18 protein-coding genes and 1 pseudogene are annotated in these 14573 nt (G+C 61.0%); 11 read left to right on the top strand and 8 right to left on the bottom strand.

Annotated features, from left to right (window positions below; genetic code table 11):
• Positions 1–37: 37 nt before the first annotated feature.
• From OKW26_RS21750 to OKW26_RS21740, 3 genes are read left to right on the top strand one after another with little or no spacing between them, the layout of a single operon-like run.
• Positions 38–1042, top strand: a complete 1005-nt coding sequence (locus OKW26_RS21750; protein WP_184058933.1) for a polymorphic toxin type 46 domain-containing protein — start codon at positions 38–40, stop codon at positions 1040–1042.
• Positions 946–1200, top strand: a complete 255-nt coding sequence (locus tag OKW26_RS21745; protein ID WP_184058931.1) for a polymorphic toxin type 46 domain-containing protein — start codon at positions 946–948, stop codon at positions 1198–1200. Before OKW26_RS21750 ends, OKW26_RS21745 begins: the two co-directional genes overlap by 97 nt.
• A 13-nt stretch (positions 1201–1213) precedes the next feature.
• Entirely contained in the window at positions 1214–1489 is a 276-nt protein-coding gene (locus OKW26_RS21740; RefSeq protein WP_184058929.1) for an immunity protein Tsi6 family protein, read from the top strand.
• Here OKW26_RS21740 and OKW26_RS21735 read toward each other — a convergent pair.
• Positions 1479–1841: a hypothetical protein gene (locus tag OKW26_RS21735; protein WP_184058927.1), complete on the bottom strand. Its 363-nt coding sequence runs from the start codon at positions 1839–1841 to the stop codon at positions 1479–1481. The two genes, OKW26_RS21740 and OKW26_RS21735, sit on opposite strands and share 11 nt — an antisense overlap.
• A gap of 290 nt (positions 1842–2131) precedes the next feature.
• On the opposite strand from OKW26_RS21735, the gene OKW26_RS21730 reads away from it, so the two are divergent.
• The gene (locus OKW26_RS21730) at positions 2132–2893 is read left to right on the top strand and encodes a hypothetical protein (protein ID WP_429355123.1); all 762 of its coding nucleotides are present in this window, start codon (positions 2132–2134) and stop codon (positions 2891–2893) included.
• A 6-nt stretch (positions 2894–2899) separates the two neighbouring features.
• On the top strand, positions 2900–3175 hold the full coding sequence (locus tag OKW26_RS21725) for a hypothetical protein (RefSeq protein ID WP_429355122.1): 276 nt from the start codon (positions 2900–2902) through the stop codon (positions 3173–3175).
• Here OKW26_RS21725 and OKW26_RS21720 read toward each other — a convergent pair.
• Together OKW26_RS21720 and OKW26_RS21715 are read right to left on the bottom strand one after the other, a co-directional pair.
• The gene (locus tag OKW26_RS21720; RefSeq protein ID WP_429355121.1) at positions 3172–3324 is read right to left on the bottom strand and encodes a hypothetical protein; all 153 of its coding nucleotides are present in this window, start codon (positions 3322–3324) and stop codon (positions 3172–3174) included. The two genes, OKW26_RS21725 and OKW26_RS21720, sit on opposite strands and share 4 nt — an antisense overlap.
• A gap of 87 nt (positions 3325–3411) precedes the next feature.
• The gene (locus OKW26_RS21715) at positions 3412–4371 is read right to left on the bottom strand and encodes an MBL fold metallo-hydrolase (protein WP_429355120.1); all 960 of its coding nucleotides are present in this window, start codon (positions 4369–4371) and stop codon (positions 3412–3414) included.
• Between the two features lie 205 nt (positions 4372–4576).
• Here OKW26_RS21715 and OKW26_RS21710 point away from each other — a divergent pair, with 205 nt between their 5' ends.
• On the top strand, positions 4577–5380 hold the full coding sequence (locus OKW26_RS21710) for an IclR family transcriptional regulator (protein ID WP_429355119.1): 804 nt from the start codon (positions 4577–4579) through the stop codon (positions 5378–5380).
• 5 nt (positions 5381–5385) lie between these two features.
• On the top strand, positions 5386–6240 hold the full coding sequence (locus OKW26_RS21705) for an IclR family transcriptional regulator (RefSeq protein WP_184073859.1): 855 nt from the start codon (positions 5386–5388) through the stop codon (positions 6238–6240).
• Between the two features lie 10 nt (positions 6241–6250).
• Here OKW26_RS21705 and OKW26_RS21700 read toward each other — a convergent pair whose 3' ends face one another.
• Both OKW26_RS21700 and OKW26_RS21695 read right to left on the bottom strand, forming a co-directional pair.
• Positions 6251–6442: a DUF2783 domain-containing protein gene (locus OKW26_RS21700; protein ID WP_013094246.1), complete on the bottom strand. Its 192-nt coding sequence runs from the start codon at positions 6440–6442 to the stop codon at positions 6251–6253.
• Between the two features lie 5 nt (positions 6443–6447).
• On the bottom strand, positions 6448–8133 hold the full coding sequence (locus tag OKW26_RS21695; protein ID WP_429355118.1) for an FAD-dependent oxidoreductase: 1686 nt from the start codon (positions 8131–8133) through the stop codon (positions 6448–6450).
• 278 nt (positions 8134–8411) lie between these two features.
• On the opposite strand from OKW26_RS21695, the gene OKW26_RS21690 reads away from it, so the two are divergent.
• Positions 8412–9566, top strand: a complete 1155-nt coding sequence (locus tag OKW26_RS21690; RefSeq protein WP_429355117.1) for a virginiamycin B lyase family protein — start codon at positions 8412–8414, stop codon at positions 9564–9566.
• 73 nt (positions 9567–9639) lie between these two features.
• Here the strand turns inward: OKW26_RS21690 and OKW26_RS21685 are convergent, their stop codons facing one another.
• The gene (locus OKW26_RS21685) at positions 9640–10059 is read right to left on the bottom strand and encodes a DUF1810 domain-containing protein (protein WP_184058913.1); all 420 of its coding nucleotides are present in this window, start codon (positions 10057–10059) and stop codon (positions 9640–9642) included.
• Positions 10060–10219: 160 nt separating this feature from the next.
• Between OKW26_RS21685 and OKW26_RS21680 the strand changes: the two genes are divergently transcribed.
• Together OKW26_RS21680 and OKW26_RS21675 are read left to right on the top strand one after the other, a co-directional pair.
• Positions 10220–10690: a ribonuclease gene (locus OKW26_RS21680; protein ID WP_184058911.1), complete on the top strand. Its 471-nt coding sequence runs from the start codon at positions 10220–10222 to the stop codon at positions 10688–10690.
• Positions 10691–11272: 582 nt separating this feature from the next.
• Entirely contained in the window at positions 11273–12619 is a 1347-nt protein-coding gene (locus tag OKW26_RS21675) for an NAD(P)/FAD-dependent oxidoreductase (RefSeq protein ID WP_429355271.1), read from the top strand.
• Positions 12620–12763: 144 nt separating this feature from the next.
• Here OKW26_RS21675 and OKW26_RS21670 read toward each other — a convergent pair.
• Positions 12764–12925: pseudogene (locus tag OKW26_RS21670) on the bottom strand (cupin domain-containing protein); the annotation flags it as partial.
• 2 nt (positions 12926–12927) lie between these two features.
• Positions 12928–13518: a LysE family translocator gene (locus tag OKW26_RS21665; protein WP_184058905.1), complete on the bottom strand. Its 591-nt coding sequence runs from the start codon at positions 13516–13518 to the stop codon at positions 12928–12930.
• Between the two features lie 100 nt (positions 13519–13618).
• On the opposite strand from OKW26_RS21665, the gene OKW26_RS21660 reads away from it, so the two are divergent.
• Positions 13619–14509, top strand: a complete 891-nt coding sequence (locus OKW26_RS21660) for a LysR substrate-binding domain-containing protein (RefSeq protein WP_184058903.1) — start codon at positions 13619–13621, stop codon at positions 14507–14509.
• Positions 14510–14573 lie beyond the last annotated feature (64 nt).

Genomic DNA, 14573 nt, shown 5'->3' with positions numbered 1-14573 from the left:
CCGTTTCAAAGATGGGCGCAATGTTGGCGCCATTGCGATGGATGCGATCGCATCGACGATTGGCAATATGGTGGTGGACCGCGTCGCAGCGAGTGACACGACGGCGCTGAGCACGCAGCAGGCGATCGATGGCGTGACCGGTCAGATTCTGCCGGGTGGTCTTGGTGGAGTGGGCATCGGGTTCGTCGCACCCGCATACAGCAGCAATGCGCCGCTGTTCGGTGTGTATGGTGGGCTGGTTGATAACAGTGAGTCGTCATATAGCGCATCGTCGACGCTGTTTGGCCCATCGATGGGGTTGCCGGATCGGCAGCGACCGATCATGCTGGCGGATACGGGCGGCAATCCGGACAATACGTTGCTCGCGTGGGAGTATGCGAAGCAGGCGGCATCGGACAGCGTCAACTTCGTGATGGGTCTGGCCAACACACCAATCCAGTTTGTGAATGGCGGGTTTGAACTGGATCATGTGGCAGTGGGTGGGCTTGAAGCGGTTGGAGTCTTCCCGCCGGGTGCGGCTAGTGGCAAGACGCCTCAGATTCCGTATTTCCAGGCTGAGGATACGTTCGCGGCGCGCTCGGGTAATGCGACGGGATTTGCGTTGAGCATGTTCGGGATGACGGAGCAACTCGCCATGAAGGGGACGGGACTGCTTGATGCGATGTTACCTGGGCAGGCTGTGAGGGACATTACATCTGATGCAACAGCATTGCGGCGTGCTTATCTAAATGACAAGTTTGATCGCACAGGAAATTTGAATCTTGACATTAACATTCGAGGGCGCCAAGAAACGGCAACTAACTTCTTCGTGTCGCAGGGTGTACCGGAAACCAGTATTCCATCGTATATGATGGGTATTGACTTCACTAAATGCGTTGAAATGCAGACCATCGGTACTGGACGGTCATTATGGCAATACCAGACGCCAGGAGCTCCACAAGGTAATTGGTACTCGTTTGTTCGTCCGCTCAGCCGGCCGAGCTTGGCATCAGTCCACTTGGTTTTAATCGGACGACACAAACTGTTGAGCCGAAAATCCTGAACTCCTACAGGACCGCAGAGCCGGTAACTATGCTGCGCAGTACATCGGCGGCCGTAGACGATTTCTGGTCGGTCAAGGGGCAGTCGTACCCGGCCGTTGGTGGGGCACGCCAATTGTTCTCTACGCAGAAACCAGTGTTTGTGCTGGTTCCACGATGATTTGGGGAAAGGTATGACCGCAATAGAAACAGTAGAGAAAGCGTTGGCTCTTGCGAGAGCAAGGTTGAATGCAGCCTCTGGGTTCGAGATATTTGCTTCGACTGTGGCCCAGTTAGAGTATTTGCTGTCCGTTCTGAGAGGGGACGATAAAGATCGCACGCGCCTGAAAAAAATAGTTGTGGGGCACTTTGCTGCACGGGAGTTCGAAGAGAACGATCCTGAGCTGGCAAAAGCATTGCATGCTGCACAAGCGATTGCATATAAAGCAGCAAAGGGGCTTAAGGTTTAGGCAGATTGAGTATCCTCAAGATGGGAGTTGCCGTACCGATCAAAATGGGAATCACCGCGCTCATCAACGGCGGGCGTGCAGCACTCGCGAGCGAAATGCTCGGCGGTGATGCACCGATCTTCAGGTCAGGTGGCTTGCTTGGTTCGCAGATGTGGGCCTCTTTTGCAGGCACAGGAGCGATTAGCGCGGGCGTCAACGCGGAAGCGCAGTACTCCTTGACGGTGGATGTCGATCCCGTTGATGTTGGTGTCTTTCCCCGCATATCGACCTTGCAGTTCAGATCGCGGTTGCGGCTGGCAACTCGGTCAAAGAGATCGCGGAAGGATGGTCCAAGGTGAAACAGGTCGTTCACATGACAAGCCGAATGTCCGCGGCAGTGCGCAATGACATACAAAGCCAAATTCCGTCATTGCGGTATTGGTCTTCGGATCGGACACCGCACAATCCGGCCGAGGATGGCTTTATCTGTGAAGAATACCAAGTGGGTTTGTCGTTTCCGCGAGCGTAGGCATTAGCCGGGCCTGCGTTCGGGTACCGGTGGTTTCTCGAAGGTTGTTTCCTCTATCACCAGCTTCACGGGCAGCAGCTCGCGCAGCCGATCGAGCTTGAATTTGTAATATAAATCAAAGAAAAGGGAGTATCTTGAAGAAAATCCGTGCTGTCGCAATGTTTGCGAGTCTCGTTGTTCTTACCGGGTGTGCTCGCCCGCCGCTCACCCAGTCTGTGGAGCACGATGTTCTGACAACCATGCAACCCGTCGAAGTTCGGGTGGGTATCGCGCAACCAGAGTTGTATGCGGCGTTCGTCCCGTCGACCACGGGCTTGGCTGCGGCCGCGACCTGTGGGGTGATTCCCGGCATTGGCATTCTACTGGCCGCTGCCTGTGGCGGTGCTCTCGGCGCGGTGGACGCAGGTATCAATGCTTCGCGTGCTAAGAGCGCTGAGGAAACGATCCATCCTCTAAAGGACCAACTGGTCGAGCTAAATTTCGACCAGCAGATGCGCGAATCGATATTGAATGCGCTTCGAGAAGCGCCGGAGATGCAAGTCGAGCGCGTTGAAGTGACTAAGGATGTAAAGGACCAAGACTATAATGAATTGTTCATCGCCTCGCAGTCAGGCTCTGTGATGTTCGTGACTGTTGACTATCACCTATCGCCTGATTTTTCCACATTTGAGCTTTCGACACGCAGTCTGCTGTTTCCGCGTAGCTCCAAGGCTCGCGCCGCGGCCAAACTGCAGCCAATCGTTCAAGCGACGGCACCCGACAACGGACTAGCGGTTGCCCCGAAGAACTCAGTGTACCGGGCCAGTATCACGTACCGCGCCAAGCTAGTGACCTCTGGCAAAGATTCGACGCAGAACGTCGCGATATGGAATGACAACAATGGCCGTCTGCTGTGAGCAAGCATGCATGATGGTATTGCGCAGATGGGCCGTTTGGTGGCCGAGAGCCTGCAGCGCAAGTATGAGATCAACGGAAACGACACTCAGGTCAAGGACGATAACGGCATTGCCGCGAGTCAAGTATCGATGGGGAACACAGGGTCGCTGCTGCGCTATCCTGATGGGTCCCTGCAATTTAACGCCAACCTCGAGGTAGCGCTGGCGAACTTCGACGTAGTGCGACAAGCGGCGAGTGTATCTGAGGCATCGGCGCAAGCGGTTACTCCCAATGCGGATTAGAGGTCACGGTAGGCGTTGCGCACATCGTATCCATTGCATTTTCGAAAGAGAAACGGCACGACGCGCCACGCGACCTTCTTGAACACCGAATCGTCACTCGCGACGGGCGCGGCGCAGCCAATAGCGTTGCCATCGAGGGAATGCTGCATGTCGCGCTCCGCGTGCGGAGCGCGCCTTCATGGTCTAAACGGAAGTGAGGAAAGACCGAACGGCCTTTCCCCGAATGCACAGTACGATCAGTTCTGCAGCGCGTCCCACATTTCCTTGTCGCGCTGCGCGGTCCAGATGCGCGGATGGCTGATGCCACTCGCTTCGTCGTAGGCTCGCGACACGTCGAACGGCAGGCAATGCTCGTAGATGAAGACGTTGCCGAACTTCGGGTCCATGGACTTGCGCGTGAGCGCCATCGCGCCCTTCAGATCGAGCTTGTCCTTGAATGCGTCACGGCCCGCCTGCAACAGCATGGTGACGAAGTCTTTCGTGTAATCGAGGCCCTTGTTCACTTCCGCCGGCGACAGCAGCGCGGGGCCGCGACCCGGCACCAGCTTCTCCGCGTTCAGGGCGCGCAGTGCTTCGAGCGTCGTCGGCCATTGTTCGAGTTGCGCGTCGCCGCAATAGCAGGCCGCTTCATACTCGACCAGGTCGCCGGAGAACAACACCTTCTGCGACGGCAGCCAGACGACCGTGTCGCCCTTCGTGTGGCCCGAGCCGAGATGCGCGATGCGCACTTCGAGCTTGCCGAGAAAGAGCGTCATTTCCTTTTCGAAAACCAGCGTCGGCCATGTCAGACCGGGTACCGTTTCGACGCCTGCAAAAAGACGCGGGAAGCGTTCGATCTCCGACTTCATATCGGCTTCGCCGCGCTCGACGATCATTTCGTAGGTGCCGCGGCTGGCGATCACCTGCTGTGCCCCTTCCTTGAAGTACGCCGACGCACCCAGCACGCGCACCGCGTGATAGTGCGACAGCACGACGTATTTGATCGGCTTGTCGGTGACGCTGCGGATCTTCGCGATCAGGTCTTGCGCCATGGCCGGCGTGGCGGTGGTGTCGACGATCAGCACGCCGTCGTCGCCGATGATCACGCCGGAGTTGGGGTCGCCCTCGGCCGTATACGCATACGCGTTTTCCGACAATTGGGTCCACGTGATCTTCTTTTCTTCCAGATCGGCCTGGGATGCGAAAGCCTTCGCCATTTCTGTCTCCGTCTCACGACTCGTTGGGGGATGACTAATAGTCGTTGTCATGTTGTGATTTGTCAATGACAAAATACCTTGTCATTCACTAAGCTAGGGTAAACTCCGTTGGTTGGTCGGCACGGTCCGATCGGATACCATCTAGGCCTTCCACGGGCGACACCGGACGGGCCGAATCTCCTTCGGGTCAAGGGCGGACAACACGATGGCTGATACGACAAGCGAAAAGAAACAGCGGGGGATTCAGAGCGTCGAGGTTGGCGGACGTCTGCTGCAGGCGCTGGCGCGACAGCGCGAACCGCTCGGGCTGACCGAACTGGCCGGCGAGGCGCAACTGTCGTCGGCGCAGGCGCATACCTATCTCGTGAGCCTGACGCGCCTCGGCCTCGTCAAGCGCGATGCCCTGACCGGCAACTACGAGCCGGGGCCACTGTCGTTGCGGCTTGGCCTCATGCATATCGAACAGCAGCCGGTCTATCGCATCGCGGCTGCCCACGCGGCTTCGCTCGCGGAGCGGATCGGTCTTAGCGTGGCGATCTGCGTGGCGGGCGTGCAGGGCCCGACCATCGTCCGATACGAGCGCAGCGGTGCGCCGCTGCATGTCAATCTGCACATCGGCACGGTGATGTCGCTCGAAGCGACATCGACGGGCCGCGTATTCTGCGCGTTCTGCGCGCCCGAGCAGGTCGCGCAAATGGCGCGAAGCCAGGCGCATTCGGCGGACCCGACGCCGGCGCGCGGCCGCGCCGCCAAAGGGCCGACTAGCGCGGAGTGGCGCAAACGCTTCGATGAGATCCGCGCGCGCGGCATCGAGCGAGGTATCGATGCGCCGAGTCCGGGCATCAGCAGTCTGAGCGTGCCGGTGTTCGATGGCGATCAACGGATGCAACTCGCGTTGACGGCGATCGGCTCGTCGGGCTCGATCGAAGTCGGGTGGGACGGTGTGGTCGCGCGTCAGTTGCTCGAAACTTCCCGACGTATCACCGAAGCGCTGGTCACACCCAGCTGAGAATCATGCAGATCGAAACCCCGGACGCGTCCGACGCGAACACGCCCCAACTCAACGACACGAAAGCTCAGCGCGGAATCAGCGCGCTCGACAACACCGGCGAACTCCTGCTGGCACTCGTTGCCGCCGGCCGTCCGCTGTCGCTGCGCGATCTGGCCGCGGCCGCCGATATGCCCGCCGCCAAGGCGTTTCCGCATCTGGTGAGTCTGCTCAAGGTCGGCTTGCTGAGCCGCGACGACGCCGGTCTTTTCAGTGCGGGACCGCTCGGCATGGAGCTCGGCCTGATCGCGTTGCAGCGCATGTCGCCGATTCGCGATGCCGAACCGGAGATCGTCACGCTTGCGGCGGAGTCCGGCATGAGCGTCGCGGTGGCGATTCTTGGACCTTTGGGTCCTACGGTAATCCGTTTCGAAGAATCGGCGAGACCACAACACGTGAGCCTGCGCGTGGGCACCGTGATGTCGCTCGTCAACACGGCGATAGGGCGCGTGTTCGCCGCGCATCTTGCGGACGACGTACTGGTCGGGCTGTTGTCGCAGGAATCGATCAGACTCGCGGGCGCGCCGGTTGCGGAAGTGCTCGTGGCGCCGAAAAAGGGCCCGCCGTCGTTGGCCCCGGCCTATCTGGCACGTCGTGCGAAGGTTGTCAGCGACGGCATCGATGACGCACTCGATGCGCCGGTGCCGGGCATCGGCGCGTTGGCCGCGCCCGTGTTCGATCATACGGGCAGCGTCAGTCTGGTGGTCGCGGTGATCGGTCCGTCGGGCGGCTTTGATTTCAGCACGCACGGCACGACCGCACAGAGGCTGCTCGCCACGACACGACGGCTGTCGTGGCGGTTCGGCTGGATCGGGCGCTGAGCCTGGGTCGTCAATCCGCGCGCGCCAGCGCCAGCGCTTCGAGCAGCACGTCGGCATCGCCGATGTGGTTCGCGAGCAGCAGCACGAGCTTTGCGTTCATGAAATGGCTTTGCTCGTCGGTCAGTCCATTGTGCGCGTCGATGAGCTTTTCATAGAACGCATCGGGATCGGCCATATTCGTTTCGATGTTCAGCTTGGTCATGATGGTTATCCGTTGCAGGTTGCGCGATCCACGGCCTTGGCGACCGATGCGGTGTCGAGGGCGCGCCAGCGCGCGCAGACATGCTGGTCCGGACGCAGCAGATAAAAGGTGCCGGGCCCCGCATCGAAGCGATGCGTGACGATGCCTTCGACGTCCTCGATCACCGTGACGTGAGGCATCTCCGGCAGCGCGGTCGCGGCCGCGCCACGCGGCACGACGATCAACGAGTGAACCGGCACCGCGAGGCATGCGAGCGCGCGAAGCCGTTCGGCGCATCTCGTCAGGTCGTCTCCCTGGCCGCAGAATTGCACACCCGTGAAGCCGCCATGTCCGGTCTGATTCAGGAACCAGGCGTCTTCGCCAGCGAGCTTGACCGGCGCGTCGGTGCTGGCCGCGCCGGGCACCATCGCACTGGTGAATGCGTCGGCGTCGGGCGTGTTCAGGGGCGAGTCGCGCAGAACCGCCGGCACCGACAGACGGCCGCTGTTGACGATGCGCCGCGCGAACGGACACTGTTTCGCGAGCTTAAGCGTGGCATCGCGGAACATCCGCGAAACCGCGCTTTTCGGCGTGATGAAGTCGGTGGCGCGCGATGAGTTCAGGATGTTTTCGTCCGCCGCATACTCGCGCTCGGATGCATAGGTATCGAGCAGCGCCGGCGGCGCGTCGCCGTTGACGACGAGCCGCAGCTTCCAGGCGAGATTGTCGGCATCCTGCACGCCGCTATTCGCGCCGCGCGCGCCGAACGGCGACACGCCATGCGCCGAATCGCCCGCGAACAGCACGCGGCCATGTCGGAAACTGTCCATCCGCAAACACGAAAACGTGTAGACGCTGACCCATTCGAGCTCGAACCCGGCATCGTCTCCGAGCAGCGCTTTCACGCGCGGAATCACTTTTTCAGGCTGTTTTTCGGCGACCGGATCGGCGTCCCAGCCGAGCTGGAAATCGATGCGCCAGACGTTGTCGGGCTGCCTGTGCAGCAGTACGGATTGATTGCGATGGAAGGGCGGATCGAACCAGAACCAGCGTTCGGTCGGAAACGGCGCCTTCATTTTCACATCCGCGATCAGGAAGCGGTCCTTGAAGGTGCGGCCATGACTGTCGAGACCGAGCGCCTTGCGCACCGCGCTGCGCGCGCCGTCGGAGGCGACCACGTATTGCGCGCGCATCGGATAAATGCCGTCGGGCGTTTCGACCCGCAACTCGACATGGTCGTCTTGCTGGGTCACACCGATCACATTGCTTTTCCAGCGCATCTGCAGATTCGCGGTTCGCTTCGCCTCGTCTACCAGATAGCCCTCGACGTAGTACTGCTGCAGATTGATGAATGCTGGGCGCGCGTGGCCTGTCTCGGGCAGCAGGTTGAACGTATAGATCAGTTCATCCTGCAGGAACACCTTGCCGACGTTCCAGCTCACGCCTTTGTCGACCATCTGCTTGCCGCAGCCGAGCCGATCGAAAATTTCCAGCGTCCGCTTCGCAAAACAGATTGCGCGCGAACCGCTCGACAGCGTGTCGTCATTGTCGAGCAGTACGGTGCGAACGCCCTGCTGGGCCAGATCGATGGCCGCTGACAACCCGACCGGGCCAGCGCCGATCACCACGACCGGATAGGTGAGCGGTGCACCGGCATCGTGGTCGGCGGCTCGCTCGTAGTCGAACCGCATCGTTTGGTAGTCGATCTGCATGGCGTCTCCGGGTTCTGCGGGGTATCTTTCATTAATCTATAGCAAGCAGTATTGCTCCTTGCTAATATTGGCCATTCTATAAAGCTTTTTGAGCGATCGAATCTGTATTTACCCTGGTGCGGTTCCGTTGCCCGCAAGCCCGGCAACGAATATCCCGTCGAATCGCACTTTCGACAACGTCGAAGAAGCGCGCGCCGCCAAGCATTGAAACGTCGGGTTGACCTTGGCAAGTGGCATTCGTGATACGTTAGCTGGCACAAGCAGCGATGGAGACCACCATGCTGATTCCTCTGCTGTTACTTGTGGGGCTTCTTTGGTGGATGTTCGCGATCCATCCGGGGCATGCGGCGCTCGAGCGACTTCGTGCGATGATGGAATTTGCCCGCTTGGACTTCAAACATTTTCCGAAGCTTGCCCCGCAATCGACTGCCCGGTCTGCGATTGCCCTGGCTCTGTACGCCATCGCCTGCGCGATCAGCACAGACAACCTTGGCGTCGCGCAGGCTCAAGCACAGCCGCCGTCGTTCGAGAGCTTCGCCGTCCCGGCCGGCAGCGCACCGCATGACGTCGCACCGGCGCATGACGGCACCGTGTGGTACACCGCGCAGGCGCGGGGAGCGGTCGGGCGGCTGGACCCGCGCAGCGGCAAAACCGACATGATCGCGCTCGGCGCCGGATCGGCGCCACATGGCGTGATCGTCGGCCCCGATCGTGCGGCGTGGGTCACTGACGGCGGCCAGAACGCAATCGTGCGTATCGATCCGAAGACGCTCGCCGTCACGCGTTTTCCGCTACCCAAGGACCGGCCAGACGCCAATCTGAATACCGCCGTGTTCGACAAACAGGGGCATCTGTGGTTTACGGGGCAAAGTGGTATCTACGGCGAACTTGATCCGCAGCGATCGCGCATGCGCGTCTTTGATGCCCCACGCGGCGCCGGGCCCTACGGTATCTGCGTGACCCGCTCCGGGGATCTGTATTTCGCTTCGCTGGCGGGAAATTACGTAGGTCGCATCGACCCGACCACGGGCGCGGCACAGGTCATCGAGCCACCAACGTCGAATCAGGGCGCGCGCCGCGTCTGGGCCGATTCCAGGGGGCGCATCTGGGTCAGCGAGTGGAACGCCGGAAAAGTCGGCGTGTACGATCCTGGCACGCATCATTGGCGCGAATGGCGACTGCCCGGCAACGATCCGCACGCGTATGCAATATTCGTCGACGACCAGGACATCGTCTGGCTCAGCGAATGGAGCGCTAATGCGCTGGTGCGCTTCGATCCGCGTGCCGAGCGGTTCGACGTGTTGCGGCTGCCGCGTGACCACGCGAACGTGCGTCAGATGATGGGTCGTCCGGGCGAGGTCTGGCTGTCCGAATCCGGCACGGATCACCTGCTGCTCTTTCGATCACGTGCAGCTGATGTGAGCGGGCAGTGACCACGCACTGCACCGGGAGCGGAATTGCGCGGTCCGCTGCGCCCCGCGTGCGCGGGACCGCTACCAAAATGGTCTAGAGCAGCTGGAGGGTCCGCGGATCGGCTTCTCCGCCGAAATACTTGCGCAAAGCTTCGATGAATACGTCGTTGTCGTTCGTGGCGCGCGCGAACAAGGTGACCGACGAGCGAAACTTCAGGTCATCCGGATACCCGAATATTTCCTCGACGGAGCGGTCGCTGACGACGTTGACCAGGTGCGTCGTTTCGCGCAGCCGTGGGCCGAGTATCGGGTGGCGCAGATAGGCTTGCGCTTCGTCCAGCGACGAAAGCGCGAATCGCTGAGCCATTGCGCTGGTTCCGAGCCCCTCGATTTGAGGAAACACGAACCACATCCAGTGGCTTCGCTTGCGTCCGTGCCTCAGTTCATCGCATACCTGGTCGTAGACCGGCTCTTGTGCATCGAGGAAGCGCTGAAGATCATAGGGATCGTCCATTTCGTACTCCGCTGCAGGCGTGGAAACCATCGTTAAACCACGATTCTCGCGCGCATGCAGGCACGGGTCTACGATGGATCGTTGATTCGCTCCGTCATTAGCGATACCTTTACGTCTATCCAGGTCGTCGGGTGCTGGTCAACGAAGGGAGAACCGTTTCGTGAAGAGAGCCTGGGCTGTCTCCTGCATCGTCGCATTGAGCGCGATCTTCGGCGGATGCGGCAAGCAGGGACCGCAAAGCGCCACTGAGGCATCGGGCGCATCCGCGAGCTCGGCGCCGGTTCAGCCAGCACAGGGTGCGAGCAATGCAACCGCTGCATCAGGCGCCCAAGGAACGGGCGCGCTGGTCACCGTCACCAAGGCGCAGTTGCCGGCGGAGGCGGCCGAAACTCTGCGACTGATCAAAGCGGGCGGCCCCTTCCCGTTTAGCGATGACGGCGTCTTGTTTCGTAACAGTGCGGCTTTGCTGCCGAAGCATCCGCGCGGTTACTACCACACCTATACGGTTCGCACACCAGGCGCGACGGATCGGGGGCAGCGTCGGATCGTATGTGGTGGGCCGCGCAAGCAAACCGGCGAGTGCTATTACACCGACGATTACTACGCCAGCTTCAAGCGCATTGGAGAATAAAGACGGAATGAACTGCATCAGCGACGCTATCTGCGAACTGGCGGCGGCGTCGCAAGGCACCTTTTGCTAGCTGCGATGGCGCCTGTTTCAGCGAGTTCGGCGACGCAGTCATCGTGCCATTGAGGTCCACAACGATGAGATACCTGCCGACGGTATCAATCCATCGACCAAAAAAAGTCTGAACGTTGATGGCTTCATCCTGATCACCACAGATCTGGCGAAGAACGACCCCCAGCCATCAGCGCGGCACCTACGATCACCCCTTTGACGACCACGCCGAGTGGAAGGGCGCCGAACTGCGTTCAGCAGTACGTTCGAGCGCCTGGCCATCGCGGCGAGCCGACTGCGCCGAAGTGAAGTCGCGCGTCGGGTCTCGGGCATCGTGCGTGTGAACCTGGAGGGGTTTCCAGACAGTGCGAGTACGCCGTTGGCGGCGAGGTCAGTAGGAGATCTCTCAATCAGAAAACCTGAAGGCAGCCATCAGAACTATGAGATTTTCCTGCCGTCGGGCTTCTGCGATAGTTGTTCTCAACCGTTGTGTTGGATTTCCGTACCGCGCGTCGTCGTCCAGGGAGAATCTGCATGCATCGTTTTGTGATCGTGGGAGGAGGGGCGGGTGGCATCGAACTCGCAACGAGGCTAGGCGATCGTTATGGTGGTCGGCGAAGCGGGGCGCAACGTGCCTCCATTACGTTGGTCGACCGCAACCCGACGCATATCTGGAAGCCCCTGTTGCACGAGGTCGCAGCAGGAAGTCTGGACCCATTCGCACAGGAACTGGCGTACGCCGCGCAAGCCCAGTGGCACGGCTTCGAGTTCATCCATGGCGAACTTGTCGGACTGGATCGTGGCTCGAGGCAGGTCCTGCTTGCGCCACTGCTCGATGACGACGGAACCGAACTGGTACCGCCGCGCCGAATCGGGTACGACTCGTTGATTCTTGCCATCGGTAGTACAACGCACTACTTCGGCGTGCCGGGCGCGTCGGAAAATTCGCTCGCGCTTGACAACGTCGCTCAAGCGGAACGCTTCAGAAAGCGCCTGATTTCAGCTTGCATTCGCGCCGAACAACAACGAGACGCCGGTGAGCGGAGTGCATGTGGAGTGCCGGTCGATCACGCGCCTCGTGTTCAGGTCGCGATCGTTGGCGGGGGCGCTACGGGCGTGGAATTGTCCGCCGAATTGCGCAATACGGCGAAGGTACTTTCATCATACGGCTTGCATCGGCTCGACCCCACACACGACGTCGGGATCGTGCTCATTGAAGCTGGGCCGCGGATTCTGCCGGCGTTGAAAGAACGCGTGTCCACCGCAGCTGCCGGACTGCTGGGCAAACTCAATGTCAAGTTGATGGTCGACGAGCGGGTCGCGGAGGTCGCGCCCGGACTCATCCGCACGAAAAACGGCAAGACGATACGTGCGGATCTCACGGTGTGGGCCGCGGGCATCAAGGCACCCGCCGTGCTTTCAACGCTCGATGGGCTGACCGTCAATCATCTGGGGCAACTCAATGTGCGTCGCACGCTTCAAACGGATCTCGACGACCATATATTCGCATTCGGCGATTGCGCGGCCTGTCCATGGTTGGGTTTCGAGCGCAATGTTCCACCGCGCGCCCAGGCGGCTCATCAGCAGGCATCGTTTTTCGTCAAGGCACTTGCGCGACGCATCGAGGGGAAAAAGCTTCCGGAGTTTGCCTATCGCGATCTCGGCTCGCTAGTGTCGCTCGGGCACGCGAATGCGGTAGGGAGTCTGATGGGAGGTCTTATCGGCGGCAGCATGCTCGTGGACGGACTGCTTGCTCGCTTCATGTATTTGTCGCTGTATCGGATGCACGTTGCAGCGCTGCATGGCTATGCCCGCATGATCGTCAATGCCCTCGCGCATCGGCTCCGTCGAAGCACCGCGCCGCACGTCAAACTGCACTGAGCACGCCTTTCAGCGTCGACTCGAGCGGAGGCGCCATGCACGCTCGAAACGGCACCTCGGCCAGACGATGCCGACGTCTCCGGCGTCTCGAATGGATTCATCCAGCAAGGTCTCGATATCGGGGTGCTCGTGTTCTTCGGCAAGCTCCTCGTGCTCATGGTCGTGCCACACGAGCTGCCCGCGCACTTTCGCGACCTTCACGTACTGATCGTTGACCTGTGCGACAACTTTCGGCGACCCATGATCCGACACATCGGCGAACGCGGCTTCAAGGTCGAACGATTCGGCGAACGGATGGGAAGACATGCTTATCTCCAGGTCGGAATGAGGGATGCGGCGAGCAGCACACCCATCGCGAGATTGAGAATGCGCCAGTGGCGCGGCGTCCGAAACAGCCGCGCGAATAGCACACCGAGCGCACACCACAGCGCGAGCGACGCGCACGCAGTCACCCCGAACGCTGCACCGAGCAGCATCGCGAGGCGGTTCGGATTGTTTGCGAGCAGCGCGAAAGACGCCGCCGCGCCAACCGTCATCGCCCAGCCTTTCGGGTTGAGCCAGAGCAGCAGGAAACCGTTGACGAGCGAAACCGGCCGCACGGGGCCGTTGCTCGCGTTTGGCGGCCCGCTGCGCGCGATGCGCCACGCGAGCCACAGCAGATACGCCGAGCCGAGCGCCCTCACCGCCGTTTGCAGCGACGGCAGCGTCAGAAGCAGGCCGCCAAGCCCGAGCGCGGCGACCGCGGCGAGCAAGGCGAGGCCCATCGCGATGCCGAGCATCAGCGGTATCGAGCGTACGAAGCCGAAGCGTGCGCCTGAGGCGGCGGCGAGCGTGGTCGCGCCGCCGGGCGTCACGGTCGCGACGGCGACGAAGAGCAGAAGCGGCAGAATCGAGGTCATCGGTGCACATTCGGATCAGTGAATTCGCACTGTACGGATCGTCAAGGCATCGTGAAAGCTAATAATATTGATGCGGTACATTACGTCGCATAATGCATAGATGAGCCGAAACCTCGACCTCGATCTTATCCGCACCTTCGTTGCCGTCGCCGATAGCGGCAGCATGACGGTCGCCGCGAATCTGCTGCACATGACGCAAGGCGCCGTGAGCCAACAGGTGAAGCGCCTCGAAGATGTGCTGGATTGCCTTCTGTTCGTTCGCAAGACGCGCCGGCTGGAACTGTCGCACCAGGGCGAGCAGTTTCTCGTGAAGGCGCGCAAGCTGCTGCGGCTGAACGATGAAATCTGGGCCGACATGACCGGCCAGCCGTTGCGCGGCGCCTTGCGTGTGGGCGTGCCTTACGATCTCGTGACGCGGCTCGCGCCCGCGATGAAGGCGTTCGCCGACGCGCATCCGCACGTCGAAATTTCGTTGGTGTGCGCCGCGTCGCCAGAGCTGAGCGAAGCGGTGAATAGCGGTCGCGTGGACGTGTCGTTGGTCGAATATGTCGCAAGCGAAGCCGAAGGTGAAGTGGTCTGCATCGAGCCGCTGGTGTGGGTCAAGGGGCGCGGCAGTGATGCATGGCAGAAGCGGCCGTTGCCGCTGTCGATGGTAGACGATCGTTGTGCTTTCCGTCCGGTGGTGCTCGGCGCGCTCGCGGACGAGGGCATTGCCTGGCGCACGGTGTTCGAGAGCGGAAACATCGAGGCGACGGCCGCAACGGTGCGCGCGGGCCTCGCGATCACGGCCTGGCTCGCCTCCACGGTGCCGGCCGATCTGGAGACGCTGACGCCTCGAGTAACCGGCTTGCCCGCACTGCCTGCGTTCGCGATCTGTCTGCGCTTGCCCGCGACGGTTCAGCCAGCGGCACAGGAATTCGCACGCCACGTACGCGAGTCGATGTCGAGCGACGCTGGCACTCGACGCGCGCCGCTCGCGAACATTGCGTGACGGACGGCGTTTGAAGTGCACGCCGGAATCGACTGATTCAGACGCACGCAGTGCCGCCAGCCAT

Source organism: Paraburkholderia sp. 32 (assembly GCF_050435345.1).
In the GTDB taxonomy this organism is placed as follows: domain Bacteria; phylum Pseudomonadota; class Gammaproteobacteria; order Burkholderiales; family Burkholderiaceae; genus Paraburkholderia; species Paraburkholderia tuberum.
This window is presented reverse-complemented; position numbering and strand designations above follow the sequence as displayed.